Source organism: Microcoleus sp. FACHB-672, assembly GCF_014695725.1.
Lineage (GTDB): Bacteria > Cyanobacteriota > Cyanobacteriia > Cyanobacteriales > Oscillatoriaceae > FACHB-68.
Genome location: NZ_JACJOU010000014.1, coordinates 21,199 through 38,527 on the forward strand (window position 1 = coordinate 21,199; position 17,329 = coordinate 38,527).

General features: G+C 47.6%; 17 protein-coding genes. 6 read left to right on the plus strand and 11 right to left on the minus strand.

Going from position 1 to position 17,329, the window contains the following annotated elements; genetic code table 11:
- The first annotated feature begins 234 nt into the window (after positions 1–234).
- On the plus strand, positions 235–1,272 hold the full coding sequence (locus H6F56_RS09520; protein ID WP_190667215.1) for an ABC transporter substrate-binding protein: 1,038 nt from the start codon (positions 235–237) through the stop codon (positions 1,270–1,272).
- Between the two features lie 56 nt (positions 1,273–1,328).
- Here H6F56_RS09520 and H6F56_RS09525 read toward each other — a convergent pair whose 3' ends face one another.
- A complete protein-coding gene (locus H6F56_RS09525) occupies positions 1,329–1,763 on the minus strand; it encodes an NUDIX hydrolase (protein WP_190667217.1) in 435 nt (144 codons plus the stop codon).
- Positions 1,764–1,908: 145 nt separating this feature from the next.
- Positions 1,909–2,292: a hypothetical protein gene (locus H6F56_RS09530; RefSeq protein WP_309236487.1), complete on the minus strand. Its 384-nt coding sequence runs from the start codon at positions 2,290–2,292 to the stop codon at positions 1,909–1,911.
- A 512-nt stretch (positions 2,293–2,804) separates the two neighbouring features.
- On the opposite strand from H6F56_RS09530, the gene folD reads away from it, so the two are divergent.
- The 3 genes from folD to H6F56_RS09545 all read left to right on the plus strand — a co-directional run bounded on the left by folD (position 2,805) and on the right by H6F56_RS09545 (position 5,278).
- Positions 2,805–3,683 carry a bifunctional methylenetetrahydrofolate dehydrogenase/methenyltetrahydrofolate cyclohydrolase FolD gene (gene folD, locus H6F56_RS09535; protein ID WP_190667220.1) on the plus strand — a complete coding sequence of 293 codons (879 nt, stop codon included), beginning with the start codon at positions 2,805–2,807 and terminating at the stop codon, positions 3,681–3,683.
- A gap of 118 nt (positions 3,684–3,801) precedes the next feature.
- Positions 3,802–4,734: a geranylgeranyl diphosphate synthase CrtE gene (gene crtE, locus H6F56_RS09540; RefSeq protein ID WP_190667223.1), complete on the plus strand. Its 933-nt coding sequence runs from the start codon at positions 3,802–3,804 to the stop codon at positions 4,732–4,734.
- A gap of 88 nt (positions 4,735–4,822) precedes the next feature.
- Entirely contained in the window at positions 4,823–5,278 is a 456-nt protein-coding gene (locus H6F56_RS09545) for a divergent PAP2 family protein (protein ID WP_190667225.1), read from the plus strand.
- A 15-nt stretch (positions 5,279–5,293) separates the two neighbouring features.
- On the opposite strand, the gene H6F56_RS09550 is transcribed toward H6F56_RS09545, so the two are convergent.
- The 6 genes from H6F56_RS09550 to H6F56_RS26005 form a co-directional block, all read right to left on the minus strand.
- Positions 5,294–5,437: a hypothetical protein gene (locus H6F56_RS09550; RefSeq protein WP_190667227.1), complete on the minus strand. Its 144-nt coding sequence runs from the start codon at positions 5,435–5,437 to the stop codon at positions 5,294–5,296.
- A 23-nt stretch (positions 5,438–5,460) separates the two neighbouring features.
- On the minus strand, positions 5,461–5,790 hold the full coding sequence (locus tag H6F56_RS09555; protein WP_190667229.1) for an MgPME-cyclase complex family protein: 330 nt from the start codon (positions 5,788–5,790) through the stop codon (positions 5,461–5,463).
- An 80-nt stretch (positions 5,791–5,870) separates the two neighbouring features.
- Positions 5,871–6,593 (minus strand): pyridoxine 5'-phosphate synthase, encoded by a 723-nt coding sequence (locus H6F56_RS09560; RefSeq protein WP_190667231.1) that lies wholly within the window; start codon positions 6,591–6,593, stop codon positions 5,871–5,873.
- Between the two features lie 148 nt (positions 6,594–6,741).
- Positions 6,742–7,767, minus strand: a complete 1,026-nt coding sequence (locus H6F56_RS09565; RefSeq protein ID WP_190667233.1) for a hypothetical protein — start codon at positions 7,765–7,767, stop codon at positions 6,742–6,744.
- Between the two features lie 158 nt (positions 7,768–7,925).
- On the minus strand, positions 7,926–8,723 hold the full coding sequence (locus tag H6F56_RS09570) for a hypothetical protein (RefSeq protein ID WP_190667235.1): 798 nt from the start codon (positions 8,721–8,723) through the stop codon (positions 7,926–7,928).
- Positions 8,724–8,843: 120 nt separating this feature from the next.
- Positions 8,844–9,077: a hypothetical protein gene (locus H6F56_RS26005; RefSeq protein ID WP_206753394.1), complete on the minus strand. Its 234-nt coding sequence runs from the start codon at positions 9,075–9,077 to the stop codon at positions 8,844–8,846.
- Positions 9,078–9,253: 176 nt separating this feature from the next.
- On the opposite strand from H6F56_RS26005, the gene H6F56_RS09575 reads away from it, so the two are divergent.
- Entirely contained in the window at positions 9,254–11,332 is a 2,079-nt protein-coding gene (locus tag H6F56_RS09575; protein ID WP_190667237.1) for an ABC transporter ATP-binding protein, read from the plus strand.
- Positions 11,333–11,412: 80 nt separating this feature from the next.
- Here the strand turns inward: H6F56_RS09575 and H6F56_RS09580 are convergent, their stop codons facing one another.
- Both H6F56_RS09580 and H6F56_RS09585 read right to left on the minus strand, forming a co-directional pair.
- Complete coding sequence (locus tag H6F56_RS09580) at positions 11,413–12,174, minus strand: WecB/TagA/CpsF family glycosyltransferase (RefSeq protein ID WP_190667239.1); 762 nt, start codon at positions 12,172–12,174, stop codon at positions 11,413–11,415.
- Positions 12,175–12,229: 55 nt separating this feature from the next.
- Complete coding sequence (locus tag H6F56_RS09585; protein WP_190667241.1) at positions 12,230–12,436, minus strand: hypothetical protein; 207 nt, start codon at positions 12,434–12,436, stop codon at positions 12,230–12,232.
- A gap of 430 nt (positions 12,437–12,866) precedes the next feature.
- On the opposite strand from H6F56_RS09585, the gene H6F56_RS09590 reads away from it, so the two are divergent.
- The gene (locus tag H6F56_RS09590; protein WP_190667243.1) at positions 12,867–16,091 is read left to right on the plus strand and encodes a glycoside hydrolase family 15 protein; all 3,225 of its coding nucleotides are present in this window, start codon (positions 12,867–12,869) and stop codon (positions 16,089–16,091) included.
- Between the two features lie 175 nt (positions 16,092–16,266).
- Here the strand turns inward: H6F56_RS09590 and H6F56_RS09595 are convergent, their stop codons facing one another.
- Entirely contained in the window at positions 16,267–17,313 is a 1,047-nt protein-coding gene (locus H6F56_RS09595; RefSeq protein ID WP_190667245.1) for a S1 family peptidase, read from the minus strand.
- Positions 17,314–17,329: the final 16 nt, after the last annotated feature.

Sequence of the window (17,329 nt, forward strand, 5' to 3'; positions counted from 1 at the left end):
TGGCCCCTCGCGAAGGATGCAAAGCGCTGTTTTCGGGTGATCGTTATCACTGCGAGGCCCGTTCAATCTTTTTTATGGTGATGAAGAAGATAACAACAAAATTCAGGAAGAAGTCTTGATAGAGATTTCAAGCGACGTTCACAGACAATGGAATGTCGGCGATTTTAAGGCTTTTAAACCCAATTTAGTGAGAATGCTATACTTTTGTTCGGTGTGCGAGGCGCGAGCAAAGCGATGAACCGAGTGGGAGATTCAATGAGTTGTACGCGCCGGCAAGCGCTTTGGTTTCTCGTTGGTGCTGCTGGTGCCGGTGCCCTCCACGCTTGCACGACAGTCACCCCAACGCCCCCAGAAAATACCCTTTCCACTTCAATCGGAATCGTGACTTGGGTGGGACTGACACCGTTTTACATCGCTCAGCAGAAAGGTTTCTTCAAAGAACTAGACATCAATTTAGAAATTAAAGACTTCAGCGCTAGTGCCGATTCTCTGGCATCTTTTGCAGCAGGAAACCTTCGGGGGCTTGCGCCGGTGACATCGGAGGCTATGCTGTTGGCTGCAAATGGCGTCAATTTTCGAGTTGTTTTAGTGGAAGATATTTCGGTTGGAGCTGATGGCATTTTAGCGCGAAATAGCATAGCAGATATTAAAGATTTTAAAGGCAAACAAATTGCTGTAGATCAAGGCAGTGTCAGCCACTATTTCTTGCTGCAAGTGCTTAACGAATTTGGATTAAGTGCTGCCGATATTACCCTAGTGGCGATGACCCCATCTGCGGCAGCAACCGCTTATGAAGCCGGCGAAATTGATATTGCTGTAACTTATTCGCCTTATTTAGATAAAGCCAAGAACACGCAAAAAGATGGCAGAGTGATTTATGATTCTTCCCAAATGCCAAGTGCCATTGTTGATCTTTATGTCTTCGAGACAAAGTTTATTGAAAGCCACCCGGAAGCAGTAGGTGCATTTGTGCAAGGCATTTTTCAAGGTTTGGAGTTTTTGAAGACAAACCGACAGGAAGGATTGGAAATTGCAGCCAAATACCTTGATATTACCTCTGCCGAGTTAGATGAAAACTTAAAATTGTTGCAGTTGCCAGATCTTCAGATGAATTTAGAAATGCTGGGAAACCCTGCCAGTAAGCGGTACTTGCTGAAAACGATGCAAAACATGACAGAGTTTTTGAAACAGCAAAATCAAATTAACCGAGTACCCGACTTTTCTAATTTATTAGCTCCTGAGTTTGTAAAAGCGGTTAAAAGTAGCGGTTAAAAACGCAAAGGAACCCAGAAAATAAAAATTAACGCTGAGTTCTTCTATTTTAAGTTTTATTTCTCTGCGCCGACCATGAAATCTAATAAAATTTTCTGGTGGATTTGCCCTAATGGCCGCACTTGGCCGGCACGTTCTGAATAACGTTCACCCGCCCTGATTTCTTCAGGAGTCAGTAGTCCCATATCCCACCCTTCATTAAGTACCAACTCGTTTAAATCTACCGTTAAAGGGCCATGATAGACATGGCGGATTGCTTTAGCATCTGAATACAAGCCAAATTCTGAAACTACCGATGCAGTGTAAGTGATTTCTTCGAGTAGTTCCCGCCTTAGAGCATCTTCTGGCTTTTCGCCGGCTTCGATATGTCCCCCAAAAAATCCCCAATACCCTGGATAAGCAATTCCCGGAATATTATCTCGCAGTTGCAGAAGAAACTTGTTATCTCGATATAAAATTGCAATTGCCACATGAACGAGTTCATCACCCATAATTACTGGTTTTTTCCTTAAATTTTTCAAGGTTAATTATCACAAATAACCCAACCGAAAACTTCAAATTCAAGCAAATTCTAACCTAACCGCTTTTTCTCCCTAGCCCTAGTAGCATCCCTCTGATGATTTTCAGGCGGGGGCGCTACAGTTTCTCAACTTCCGTTAGATAAACTTCTCCTAAATCTTGTCCGCCTACCGGAATGCTTTTATACTGAACTTCACCTTTAATCAAAACTTCATCTCCTTTATTGGGTAAAGCTTTTGTGGTAATCACCCAAATACTGCCGGTAGCATCTCGCACTTCATAAGCGCCGGTGCCTAAGAAGGGAGCTTGATTTTCTACGCGTCCTTTTAGGTAAACTGTCGAGTAAGCTGTCCGATTTTGCTGGAGATCGCGGATGTTGGTGATATTAACATTCGCACCAATTTTGGCTAGCTGCCCGCAACTGATCAACCCCCCTAGCAGCAGTGTGAGGGTTCCAAGCTGCCATCCCTGTTGCTTTGCCGTCATCATTGCAGTTCCCACGTTCAATCCACTCTCCACTTAATGTTTTATACGGCGCCAAACTGGGGAATGCCCAGCGTGTGCCGGCAGTCTATAATCTTCAAATATTGCCATCCTTGCCTGAAAACATCAAGGAAATTGATCAAGAAGGCTGATAAGGTAGAGCCGGCAACCGACAGAAGACTTTTTGACGCTTGTTAAGGAGTTTTCACTCATTTAAAATTTATGACAGTCAATTCTATGAAAGATAAGGGATAGGCAGAGAAAAGCATTTACAAAAGTTTTTCACGCTCTCAATGAGGACGCAGTTCCTTCACCATTCTTTAATTAAAAAATAATTGCAATTAATTTCTCTCCCTTCCTCCCTCTCTCCTCGACTCCCCCTCTCTTTTCAATCCCTCTTCCCTCAATCCCAAGAAAGGGCAACCGGCAAAAATTAATATTACGTTTATAAAAAGTCTCAAAAAGTAACTAAATCTGCGAAACTGGTAAAGCGGAAACGCACCGCAGATGTAGACGCTGTTTGAACCGCGATGGATGCCAAAACTGCTCAGATATTAGATGGTAAAGCGCTCGCCCAGAAAATCCAAGCCGAACTGCGAGATCGCATCCAAACCCTGCAAGCTAAACGGGAACGCCCGCCGGGACTAGCCGTAGTCATGGTGGGAGATAATCCCGCGAGTGCGGCGTATGTCCGCAATAAAGAGCGTGCTTGTGAGAAAACCGGCATTGCTTCTTTAGGCAAACATTTGCCGGCACAAACCACCCAGACAGAATTAGAAGAATTAATTGAACAGCTCAATCAAGATGAGCGCGTGGATGGAATTCTCGTGCAATTACCACTACCGGCACATCTGGACGCTGTGGCGGCACTGAATAAAATTGATCCCAAAAAAGATGCCGACGGACTCCACCCGACTAATATGGGGCGACTGGTGCGGGGAGAAGCCGGTTTACGCAGTTGCACACCGGCAGGGGTGATGCGACTGCTGGAAGAATATGACATTGACCCAGCCGGCAAACACGCGGTGATTATCGGACGCAGCATTTTGGTAGGTAAACCGATGGCGCTGATGCTGTTAGAGGCAAATGCCACAGTTACGATTGCCCATTCACGAACGCCAGACTTAGCCGCAATGACTCGCAGCGCTGATATTCTAGTCGCGGCAACAGGCCGCTCGGAAATGATTACAGCAGAAATGGTTAAACCTGGGGCGGTGGTTGTGGATGTGGGGATCAACAGCGTCAGCGATGGTGCCGGCAAAAGTCGCTTAGTGGGAGATGTCCACTTTGAATCGGTTCAAACCGTAGCGCAGTTTCTCACGCCGGTGCCGGGTGGGGTTGGCCCGATGACAGTGGCAATGCTATTGTGCAACACCGTTTTCAGCTACAGCCAGGGTGGAGAAGTTTAGATTTTAGAGTAATCTCAACTCCAAAATTTAAAATCCAAAATTCGGGCATCCCCAAGCCACGTAGAATGATGAGAGGCTGAATTCAGCAGTGGTATCCAAAAGCACAAAGGTGATCGGGATGGTATCAATAAAGAACATTCATTCGCCTCAGCAGGAAGAGGAATCGACCTTTGACTTATCGGCCTATTTAGCAGGGCGACAAGTTCAGGTGGAAGCGGCGCTTGACCGTGCCATCCCCCTCACTTATCCTGAAAAAATTTATGAGGCTATGCGCTACTCCGTCTTAGCTGGGGGCAAGCGCCTACGTCCGATTTTATGTCTAGCGACGTGTGAACTAACCGGCGGCACCCTGGAAATGGCCATGCCGACCGCCTGCGCCTTGGAAATGATCCACACCATGTCGTTGATTCATGATGACTTGCCGGCAATGGATAATGACGATTACCGGCGGGGCAAACTGACCAATCACAAGGTATACGGCGAAGATATCGCGATTTTGGCAGGAGATGGCTTACTGGCTTATGCCTTTGAATTCATTGCCGGCCAAACTCAAGGCGTTCCCGCCGAAAGAGTCTTACAGGTGATTGCTAAACTGGGCAATGCAGTTGGGGCGGCTGGATTGGTCGGGGGGCAAGTGGTGGATCTCGAATCTGAGGGCAAGCCGGATATTTCTTTGGAAACCCTCAACTTTATCCATACCCACAAAACGGGTGCGCTACTAGAATCTTGTGTGGTTTGTGGGGCGATTTTGGCCGGATCGCCGGCTGAAGATTTGCAACGGTTGTCTCGCTACGCCCAGAATATTGGCTTGGCATTTCAGATTGTCGATGACATTCTGGATATCACCGCCACCCAAGAAGCACTGGGCAAAACTGCCGGTAAAGACTTGCAAGCCCAAAAAGCAACTTATCCCAGCCTTTGGGGACTAGAAGAATCTGAACGTCAAGCCCGCCAACTCGTAGAAGCCGCGAAGGCAGAACTTGCAAGCTTTGGGCCAAAGGCTCAACCGCTTCAGGCGATCGCAGATTTCATTACCAATCGCAATCATTAAGCGAGAATGAAAAATTAAGAATTGAGAAAAAAGCAATTTAATTTTTCATTCTTCATTCTTCATTCTTCATTCTTCATTCTTTACTCTTATGCAGGACTTTGGCCGTATTCTCGACAACCAGGTGCTGGCGGTTGCACTCACCGCGTGTCTGATCGCTCAAATATTAAAGGTGATCTTTGAATTAGTCACACATGGCAAGGTAAATCTGCGCGTCTTGGTAACCACCGGCGGAATGCCTAGCGCTCATTCTGCGCTGGTGACTGCCCTAGCTACCAGTGTCGGGCAGTCTGTGGGATGGGAAACACCTGAGTTTGCCCTTGCGGCAATTTTTGCGATTATCGTCATGTACGATGCAGCAGGCGTGCGCTTAGCTGCCGGCAAGCAGGCACGCATCCTCAATCAAATTATTGATGAGCTGTTTCAAGAACACCCCAAGTTTAACGAAAACCGCCTGAAGGAATTGCTAGGGCACACTCCTGTTCAGGTAATAGTGGGTTCCACTCTCGGCGCTGCCATCTCTTGCTTAGCAGGGCCGGCCTATTAATTGTTCCCTTGCCCTTTAGAGAATATCTATGAGGGAGTGCTGAGTGCTGAAGTTCTGAGTGGGGGAGTGGGGGAGTGGAGGAGTGGAGGAGTGGGAGTGCCCATGCCCCATGCCCAATCCCCCATGCCCCATGCCCAACAGTGTTCTTACAAAAGACACCGCAGCCTCCCTCCTGACGTTGCTTAAGATGCCGGCGTTAGGGATGCCAAGGGTTCTGGGATCGCCTCTGAAGGTGCTTGAAATTCGCCGGTATGTACAAATTCCAGGCGCAATTTTAACCAGGTAATGAACTGGGGATTAGTAGAAATGACCGCAACTGCCGGCTGTGGACATTTGGCTTTAACGGGTGCCATCGCCGGCGCTTCTAAAAATGCCGGCTCTTTGACTAGCCAAAAATCAATTTCTTTTTCCAGTTCTTTGTAGTGACGGTGACGCTCTTGGAGAACTTCTTCAAAGGGTTCTTCCTCTAACAAAAAGCGCTGGCTGGCCAGAATGAAGTAGTAAGTTTGCATCTCAAATTATTCCAATTGTTGTCAGATGTGGCTGTTTGAGTTGACATTTTAAATTCTGAATACATTCAAAATTCAGAGATTTAAAATTCTCCTCGCATGGCTTGCTTCATCTCGCGGACGGCTCGCTCCATACCCACTAAAACAGCTCGACTGATAATTGTATGACCAATGTTGAGCTCTTCCATGCCTTCAATGCCGGCAATGGGATAAACGTTCCAGTAGGTCAAACCGTGGCCGGCATTCACTCGCAAGCCGGCAGCGAGTGCTTGTTCGCAGCCTTGGGCTAACACCGCTAATTCTTTCTGCCGGCTCACTTCATCTGCTGCTTCAGCATAGCGACCCGTGTGCAGTTCAATAAACTTCGCCTTCACAATCGCCGATGCTGCTATCTGAACGGGATCGGCGTCAATAAACAAGCTAACCGGAATTCCCGCCCCTTGCAAAGTCCCTACAATCTCACCGAGGCGGTGCATTTGGCCGTTAATATCCAGCCCTCCCTCAGTGGTCACTTCTTCTCGGCGTTCCGGTACGAGGGTGACGTAGTCGGGTTGAATATCGAGTGCGATGGCCACCATTTCCGATGTCGCTGCCATCTCTAAATTCAAATGGGTGCGAACCGTCTGCCGCAGCAAGCGCACATCTCGGTCTTGAATATGCCGCCGATCTTCTCGCAAATGCACGGTGATGCCATCAGCGCCGGCAAGTTCTGCCAGCACCGCTGCGGCAACCGGATCTGGCTCAACCGTCCGCCGCGCCTGCCGGATCGTGGCAATATGGTCAATGTTGACGCCAAGTGTAGGCAAGCTGAATCTCTCCCTCAAACCAGAGTTTTTCGCCTTTGATCTTACCTGAAATCGCTCCAGCCTCTTGTCGTGATAACCCCTGATGTCAAAAGTGCTGATTTCAGACGGTTCGCGCCTGGAGGGAAAGAGGCGCGAAACCGCTTAACACTCAGTAGCTATTCGCTGCATTTTGCTGAGCGTAGTTAAGGTTGGACTGATAGCTAACCACCCTATCTTGAGCCGCTTGATAATTAGGGCTGGACTGGGGCACCTTTTTCATCAGCTCAATTGCTTGCTGCCACTGAGCCGCGACGGCATCCCACTCTGCCTGAGTGCTAGCGGTTTGAGCCAAATTTGCTGCCTTTGTGGCGTTGTTAACCCCCTCACGCCAGGGATCAGACTGAGCTGCCGGCGCGGGAGTTGGAGTTGTCGGCTTGTTCGGTGTTGCTGCCGGCACGGGAGTTACTGGCTTGTTTGCTGTCGCTGCCGGCACGGGAGTTGCCGGTTTATTCCCTGTTGCTGCCGGTGCTGCCGGTGCTGCCGGCTTTGCTGGGGCTGTCTGAGGGTCGGCTGGCGCTGAAGCCTCTTCAGCGTCATTTCCAGACGGTAAACCGGGGATAGGCGGCTTGAGCACTACAATTGCCGCAACTGCAGCAAGGGCAGCAAGCGCCCCAATGCCTCCAAGCAGCAGCCCTTTATTGATGGGACGCTTACCCTTAGCCGGTGGGGCTTCTTCTGCTTCTTCCCCATCCTCCTCAACTTCGTAACCATTGATATCGTCAATTCCTGCTGACTCAGGATACTCATCATCAATTCCGGGTGAGTGCAGATCCTCATCCTCGTAAGATTGAGTCTCCTCAATAGGCGGCATCACGTCTGAGTGGAATAGAGCAGCCGTTTCTAGGCCAAATTCGTCGCTCCAAGCTGGAGTATCTTGTCCGTTCTGATACCCATCAATTCTGACCGTGTGTATCGCTTCGCTCTCCAACTTCGTCATTCCCTGATGGATGAAGGTAACAACGGCTTGTTGATTGGGCACTTGAGCCGCCTTCAGAATGATTTGTAAAAAACCATCTTCCTGCTCAGCTGAGGCGGTGATGCCTTTGGGTTGAAGGGTGCGGTTGAGCAGGGCGGCGATGGCGTTCGGATCGCCCTGTTTAGCAAGTTCGAGGGGGTTAGATTTTGATGATGACATAGATCGCAAGGGTAGGCGCACAGAAGTGGGTGAGTGTTCTTACCAATCAGAATACCCTCTATTTAACGGCTGCTTTGCTTGCTTGCGGTGTGCGTGTTACATACGCCTGAGAGCTGAATGCAGGGGTAGCCGTGCTTAGGGGCGAACTAACCTCAAGCTTAGGGGCTAGTCTTTGCTTTTTGCTGGGCATATTCTAACTTGCGCTGATACTCCTTTACTTTTTGCTGGGCTAACTCGTGTTTGGGATCAGACACCGGCACTGCTTGCATCAACCTCAGTGCTTCCTGCCACTGAGTGGCGATTGCTTTCCAGTCTTGTCGCGTTTTAGCGGTTTGAGCTTGGTTGGAGGCGCGGGTGGCTTGGTTAACAGCTTGCTGTAGGAAATTCGCCGATGGCGACGCGGTTGTCGGTGCCGGCACAGATTGGGTAGGCAAAGACGGTTCTCGCTTGAAGTTAAGCAATAAAACTGCACCGGCAACGATAAAAACTGGCAAGATCACCAGCATTTTCTCTCGCTTTGTATCTAACCAACTGGGAGGTTGCAATTTTGCTAAAGCACCCACTGATTGATCTATCTTATTCGTTGTTGGCTCAGCGATTTCCCAACCGGCTGCCGGTGTGATGCTCCCATCCCTATCTAGGGGCAACTTGGCCTGTGGCTTCAGTGCAATTTCTTCGTAACATACGGGTGAAGTTTCTCCTGGCAAATATACAGAAATCTTTACAGTCTTAATCGCAACCACTCCTAAATTTAGAATAACTTTGCGAATAAAAGTTATCAAAACTTTTAAGTTGGGGATTTGATTTGCCTCAAAGATTACGTGCAAGCAATTCTCTTCTCTCGTCGCTGTTGCAGTCATCCCTCTAGGTTTCAGCCAACGGTTCATCAAGGTTGCAAGCGCTTGGGCATTTTCTTGTTTGGCAATTTCTAGGGTGTCGGGCGTTGATTTCGTCATAATAGAAATAAATAATTGACAAGGAAAACCTTAAGTAATTTTACTCTTTAATTTAAGTAAAAGTTACTGTATAATTGCTATTTTTTTGATAGCATATCGTCCTTTCTTCTCTATTATTCGTTATTTGTCAAGGGTGTAAATGAGAAAACGCAAATAACGAATAATAACCAGGACATCGCATAAAGTCAGTGATAAATAGATGCTATCTAAACTGTATGGCAAATACTGGGGAATTGACGATGCCGGCCTAGGATCTGAGAAAATGTTCAGGGTGTAATCATTTGGCCTGAGTAGTTCGCCCGACTCTAGGGTTCTCCATCGCAATGAGAGTGCCGGCAGATGTGGCCTTTGCAACAATATTTAATGCAAATGGGCAAAAATTCGGAGGATGCCGGCACTCGCCAAGAGGCAACAATCTCAGCTTTCCGCCGGCATCTGCCCATCAAAAATTCAAAAAGGTATAAATTGAAGGAATCAAAACTGGAGACGCTGTTAAAATCCAGTTAACCTCTGTGCTGAAGCTCCATGACATGACCGAAACCGTTTTAGATGTTCGCAACCTGCAAGTCCTGTTTCAAACCGACGAGAAACTGCTCAAAGCCGTTGACGGCATTTCCTTTGAGGTCAAGCGAGGCCAAACCCTAGGGATTGTGGGCGAATCGGGTTCAGGCAAATCCGTGACGTCCCTCGCCGTCATGGGTTTAGTGCCGAGTCCACCGGGCAAAATTGCTGGTGGCGAAATTTGGTTTCGGGGAGTAACACCGGCAGGGGAACTGCAAGAACCCGTGAATCTGCTACAGTTGCCGGCAGAAAAAATGCAGCAGTACAGAGGGGGTCAGCTAGCCACGATCTTCCAAGAACCGATGAGTGCACTCAATCCGGTGTATGACATCGGATTTCAGCTCACAGAAGCAATTCGGCTGCACCAAAATGTCTCGCCGGCACAGGCACGTCGTCTAGCTACTTCCTTGCTGCAAGAAGTGAAACTCCTCCCCAGCGATGAAGAATTGCGCCAGCGTTACCTAGAAACTCGCCAAACCTCCGATGAGCGAGAAATTCAGCAGCACATCAACGAGCAAAAACAAGCCATTCTTAAGCGCTATCCCCACGAACTGTCCGGCGGCCAAATTCAGCGGGTAACGATTGCAATGGCTATTTCCTGCAATCCGACTTTGCTGATTGCCGATGAACCCACGACTGCTTTGGATGTGACGGTACAAGCGACTATCTTGGCGCTGCTGCGGGAGTTACGGGATCAGCGGCAGATGACGATGATGTTTATCACCCACGATTTGAGCGTCATTGCCGAAGTTGCTGATTCGGTGGCAGTGATGTACCGGGGAAAAATTGTCGAGTACGGTTCAGTGTTGGAGATTTTCTCGAACCCGCAGCATCCATACACCAAAGGGTTGCTGGCTTGCCGGCCCCAGTTAAACAGGCGATTGCGTTATCTACCGACGGTTTCTGACTTTATGGAAATTGTCACCACCGGCAGCGGCGAAGTTGAGATTCGAGAAAAGACTCAAGGGAATGGAGGAGTTGGGACAGCGCTTCCCTACTTACCGGGTGAACAGAACCGTGCCGGTAGCGTCCCTGTACCCCCTAGCGGTGCGCCGGTGCCATTTACAAACACGGCTCCCCTGCTTGATATGGGCACAGAAGAAGCGCCGGTTATGGGCACTAGCTATGAGATTGCCTCCAATTCTGAGGTAGTGCCGGTGGAGGTGAGTGAGGCGGAAATGGATCAACGGCTGGCAAAATTGCAGCAGCAAGCCCCCCTCGTCAGCATCCGCGAGCTTCAAGTTGGCTTCCCGGTCAGGGGGATGTTCGGCCAAACTAAGCGCTATATGATGGCTGTGAATGGGGTTTCCTTTGATGTTTATCCTGGTGAAACGCTTGGTTTGGTGGGTGAGTCGGGTTGCGGCAAAACCACTTTGGCAAGAACCTTATTGCGGCTGATCGAACCGATGAGCGGTCAGATGATGTTTGAAGGGCAAGATATTACCGGCCTTCAGGGGAACGCGCTGCGCCGGCTGCGTCGGGAAATGCAAATTATTTTCCAAGATCCGTTTAGTTCTCTCAACCCGCGTATGAATATTGGCGACGCGGTGATGGAACCGTTAAAGATTCACTCTGCGGAGAAAAATGCTCGGCAGCAGCGGGAACGCGCTGCCTATTTGTTAGAACGGGTGGGTTTGAATCCGGGGTTAATGAAGCGCTATCCCCATGAATTTTCTGGGGGACAACGGCAAAGAATTTCTATCGCTCGCGCTTTGGCTTTAAACCCTAAGTTTATTGTTTGTGATGAATCGGTTTCGGCTCTGGATGTGTCGGTGCAGGCGCAAGTGCTGAATTTGTTAAAAGAGCTGCAGGGTGAGTTTGGCCTGACTTACATCTTTATTTCTCACGATTTAAGTGTGGTTAAGTTTATGAGTGATCGAATTGTCGTGATGAATAAAGGGAAAATTGAAGAAGTTGGCTCTTCTGAGCGACTTTACCGCGAACCGAAACAGGCTTATACACGCCAGCTAATTGCCTCGATTCCCACCGGCACCCTTGAGCGAATTCAGCAGCAGCAAGCGGCACGGGAAGAATTAAGAGTTAAGTGAAGGAATATTGTGAAGTAAGTTGGGTTTTCTGCCTCAACCCAACCTACTTTCTCTAGCATTGAAAATTAGCAATTATTCTCTTAATTTTCTTGGCTAACCGCCTTTCTGGGTTCGCGTGTTGCTAATAAAGCTCTCCACGCAAATACGGGTAAAACTAACATCCGCCGCCAGCGCCAAGGTTCTTGATAGAGCCGATAGAGCCATTCTAAGTGAAGATTTTGCATCCAAACCGGCGCACGAGTTTTGATGGCGGCCCAAATATCGAAGCTGCCACCGACGCCGATCCAGGTTGCTTGGGGACACAGGTGCCGGTTTTGGGCGATCCAAAATTCCTGACGCGGCACGCCTAAACCGACTAAAATTAAACGCGGCTGGAGCTGTTGCAGCGTTTGACACAGTTGTTGCTGTTCCTCTGGGGACATATAACCATGTTGCACTCCCACCAGGTTTAAGCCGGGAACTTGCCGGTGCCATAACTCGGCTGCTGTCTCAGCCACTCCCGGTGCACCGCCAAAGAAAAACACGGGACACTCATTTCCCATTTCTCCTGCCTGTCGCACCAGAGAATCTGCTAGTTCAATTCCCGGACAGCGCTGTACGGGTTGGCCTTTCAGCCGCGAGTAAAGCACAATGCCGGCACCATCTGGAATCACGAGTTCCGCTTGATGAATCACATTTGCCAAGGCTGCATTCTCGGTTGCCTGGATGGTCATTTCCGCATTCAGCGTCACTACATGACATCCTAGCCCTTGATGCAAACGCGACATCAACCAGTCTGGATAGTTATCTAGCAAATGAACCGGCAGTCCTAGTACCGAAAGTTGTTTTGGCACTTCTGACATTATCCACTCTCTCACAACCACACCTCATCAACCTATTATCTCGAAGGACGGGCTTTTAGCAAGGGGCGTCAGCGATTATTGATGCTTTGCTCTCTTGCGAATTGCCTTTTTGCAATTGCTCTGTGCCATTCTCTACACCCCATTTGTTTACAATTGGTTTGATAGAGCCATCTGATGATTTCACCGGCACGACTTCGACTTTGCCACTACTCCTGACTTTAAACCGGATACTTTTGAGGACTGTAATTGTTTTTGCCGGCACTGATTAAGCATATTAATGCTTAATGTCTGTTCAAAGTGAACGATTAAAAGATTTTTTTGCCAAGTCTTTAAAGAAGTCGCTTTTAACATTAAACTTTTCTTAATCTTATTTCTATTTTCTCCAAAATCAGTTAAAGATAAGAAAGGCATGAGTCGGCTTTTGATGAAGATTTGGATAAACAACGGGCTAGCGCCGGCAGCCAGTCGTTTTTCATCTGTTCCAATGCCGGTGAGGCAAGAAAGGGATTTAGGAGAAAATTCAACGCTACCCCTTAGCCGAAACTCCGACAACTTTTTTTGCTGACAACGTTTACACACAAGAAATCCTCAAAGCTAAAGCCCCAGAGAATATCTTGTAAGCGTGTTCCCCAATTAGTGATCAATCAGTTCAAGCTGAGTGCGTTAAAGTCCGGAAATTGCCGGTGAATACTATGTCAAAAACAGCAACCCAACTGCAAGCCCGTCTCGATGATTACTACCAGCAAATTACGACAGTGATCGTCGCCCGTCAGAATCCTATCACCGGCTTGTTGCCGGCTTCCACAGCAATTAATGCTCATGGCGACTATACCGACGCCTGGGTGAGAGATAACGTTTACAGCATTTTAGCAGTTTGGGGATTAGCGCTGGCTTACCGCAAAATCGATGATTATTCCGGACGCAGTTTTGAACTCGAACACAGCGTTGTCAAACTCATGCGTGGATTGCTGTTTTGTATGATGCGGCAATCTGACAAAGTGGAGCGTTTTAAAGAAACACAATCTCTCTTAGATTGCTTGCACGCCAAATATAACACCGGCACGGGCGATGTTGTGGTGGGGGATCGAGAGTGGGGGCATTTGCAAGTAGATGCAACCTCACTCTTTTTATTAATGCTGGCTCAAATGACCGCTTCTGGGTTGCACATCATCTATAGTATTGATGAAGTTAATTTTATTCAAAATTTAGTTTATTACATTGGCAGAGCTTACCGGACGCCCGATTATGGAATTTGGGAACGGGGCAACAAAATAAATGTTGGCAATCCCGAATTAAATGCTAGTTCAATTGGCATGGCAAAAGCCGCCTTGGAAGCGATTAATGGTCTAAATCTTTTTGGGGTACGCGGTTCTCAAGCATCGGTGATTCATGTGCTGCCAGATGAAATTGCGCGGGCGCGGATGACCTTGGAATCGTTGTTGCCGAGGGAATCACTGTCAAAAGAAATTGATGCAGCTTTGTTAAGCATTATTAGTTTTCCTGCGTTTGCCGTAGAAAACCTTGATTTAATGAATCGCACGCGCACGGATATTATTAACAAGCTTCAGGGAAAATACGGTTGCAAACGCTTTCTGCGAGATGGGCATCAAACGGTTTTGGAAGATACGAAACGCTTGCATTATGAACCGTGGGAATTGAAACAATTTGAGCATATTGAAAGCGAGTGGCCGTTATTTTTTACCTACCTATTTTTAGATGGCTTATGTCGGGGAGATAGGGAGCAAACCAAGGAATATAAGGAACGTTTAGAATCTTTATTGGTGGAACGGGAAGGATTGCGACTGTTGCCAGAGTTGTATTATGTCCCGGCGGAAAAGGTGGAAGCAGAAAGGCAAAATCCTCAGAGCCAAACGCGCTTGCCGAATGAAAATCTTCCCTTGGTTTGGGCGCAGTCTTTGTTCATGTTAGGACAATTGTTAGATGAGGGATTAATTGCAGTCGGAGATATCGATCCCTTGGGGCGTCATTTATGTGTAGGAAAATACCGGCAGCCCATTGTGCAAATTGCTTTATTAGCAGAAAATGACGAGTTACGAGACAAATTAGCAACGCATGGGATTGCCACCCAAACACCGAAACAAGTAGGACCCATTCAGGTTCGTCAATCCACAGAACTTTCAGCCGCTTACACTCAAATCGGGCGCAATGATAAACTTAATCTTACTGGCAGACCTGTGCGCCGGCTGCGAAGTTTGACAACTTCAAGAGTATTTCGCATTAAAGGAGAAACGATTGCTTTTCTGCCGGCATTCTTAGATTTACAGCAGTTTTATATTACCCTAGATTATCACTTTTTAGTGGCTCAAATAAAAAGTGAACTGGCTTATGTTTATCGACACTGGTATCAGTTAGGGCGACCCTTAATGACTTTATTATTAACGGAAGCTATGCTGGAATCTGGGACGACAGCACTGCTGGAACTCATGCAGGAACTTCAAGGAGGCGAGTGTAATGGGGTGCCGGTGAGGTTAGGGCAGTTAAATCAACTCTTGCTGACAGCCGGAACGGAGAGAATTGATTTTCTACATAATTTTGATTTTACCCAATCACCTGTGAAAGATGCAGCGCCAAGCTGTTATTATTTAGCCTATCAACCGGGGAAAAATTGGCCGTTAAACCATACCCAAGAATTCACATTAGAAACGGAGACCAATTTAAGCTTATTGCTGAAAAGTTTGCGCGAATCTGAAAACTTATACGAACAAATTGAGTTATTGCACACCCTGAATCGCCGAGAAGGATTAGACTTTGATACCGGCTTTGGAGGGCCAAATGATCGGGTAACTGTGGCAGATTTACTCAATGAAGTGTATTCCAAAGCCAGTCAAGGTTCGCAATCTGAAATCGCTTGGGCGGTGGTACGTCGGGCTGCCGGCTTGTTGAATAAGGTTGATATTAGTTTATCCGATTCAGTCACAGATATTTTAGTGCGACAGAAACAAATTGCGGTAGGTAAAGCTTACAGTGAAGCCTCCTTAATGACTCGTCCAAAGCCGCACACGGAAATTATCGATAAAATTTCCCAATTCTGTCGAGAAGATATTCGAGATCGCGTTCTCACTCAGGAAATTCTGATTTACTTGGGAATTTTAATTAAGTCGGAACCTGAATTATTTGATGGGTTACTGACGCTGCGCGTAGGATATTTTATCTTGTTGCTGACAAGCGAACTGGCGCAAGAATTAAGAGTGACTCAAGATGAAGCTTATGAGCGATTAATGCAATTAAGTCCGTTTGAAGTGAAGATGCGGCTGCGGCAGGTTTTGGCTGGATATGAGGGGATGAACCGGCTATTACAACAGCAAGAATCTTTGCACGTTAAACAGCAAGAGCAAGAAATTGAATGGGTGGTGATGCCGGCAGATAATGACACCCAATTAGCAGCCGGCAACTGGCACCGGCAGCGACAGATGGACGGTTCACGGGGTCGCGTTCCCGAAGACTTTTTCAAACGAATTTGGATTTTAATGAAGCACTGCAAAGGCTTGGTTATTGGGGATAAATTAGAGCGACGCAATCGCTTAGATAGCGAATTAATTCTTTCGGAAATGACACCTGGGGAAAAGAATTTTGCCCTTAAAGTCGAGCATTTACTAAATAAAATCGAAGCACCAGAATATCGGCAAGCGAATATTGAGACCCTGATGGAATTGGCAGCAATTGTCGAACGTAACCCGACTTTGCAAATCGAAGAATATATCGTTCTCGATGTTTTAATCGGTCATGCGGTGCGGCAAGCTTGGTTAGACAGCTTTCCAGAGAAGGCGGATCGATATGATGAGGATAAGGCATCGGCTTGGCGGGCTTTTTATAACACGTCCCCAACTGAATGTGCCGGCAGTATTGTTAAAGCATTCCGCTTCTTAACGCGATTTGGAGGGGGAATTGCCGGTTAGCCGAATTAGTTAAATTTATAGGGAATGGGCAAAGTTACGACTGCTCCATTCCCTGTAATTAATCGTTTTATTTTTGCGAATAGGTATTAAGAAATGAGTTCACCCGCACCTAGGCAAAATTGTATTGATAAAAGCTTGTAATTCAGGGTATATATACTTGAGAGGAATTATTGAATTACTTGCGCCGGCGCAACAAACCTAGCAACCCACCTAACGAAAGCAAACCAAGCGCTGTGGAAGGTTCAGGCACTTTGGCCGAGTTACTATAAATATCCTCATACATGGCTATTGTCAGTAAATCTTCTAATCGTTCTGACTCTGCCATATCCGCAGCCATTAAAGTATTAGTAGTGGAAGTAGTTGCCGGCAATCCGGCAGTCGTAATTCCTGACGATACCAATCCCTGATTCATCACATTTTGGATCCAATGATTAAAAGATGAAACGCGAGTTGCCAGGGAGTAATCGTTATAATCACTCCACATGGAATTCGCGTTGCTGTTATAAACGACTGTGCTAACACCGGCAAGAAGTCCATTAATAAATAATCCCCCGCCGCTATCTCCTTGGGCGATGCCATATTCTAAATTTCGGGCGTTGGAACCGGCTCTGCGAGGATCGCTAAAATCCGAGAGCAGTAAGTTGCTAGACCAATCCAAAATGGTGCCATTGGCAATTGTATTTTCCCCTGCACGTTTCGTGCCGGCAGTCCCGGCAATTTGGCCGGTTAAACCTGTCCCCCGATTGCCAAACCCCACATAAGTTCCCACCTGCAACGCTTCGTTTGTGCCGGTGAACCGCGAAGCCGCTGTGACATTTGAGACATTACTGCTGAGCTGCAAGAGTCCAATGTCAGCGCCGGCAGTTGGATTGCGATTGTTATTTAACCAGCCACTATATTTAACGCCACCGCGAATGGAATAGCTGTTACCGCCGATTGAAAAACTCCCAGTGGTAACGTTTTGGGAATTCGCTGCTTGATCCTCCAAGCAGTGGGCGGCGGTGAGCAACCAATTTGAACCGATCAGCGTTCCTGAACAACTCCAAGTGCTCGCAGGGCCTCTCAAAGACAGCCGGCCTACGTTGGGAAACAAGTTTGCCCGGGTTCGGTAGTCAGTGTCAGATCGGTCGTGACGAATCGTGCCGGCTTCAGCAATCGCGCTCATGCCGACTGTAGCGACTGCGGCGGCAAGTGTTGAGGCGATCAGGCGATTAGTTTGCACGGCACCCATCTTAGGT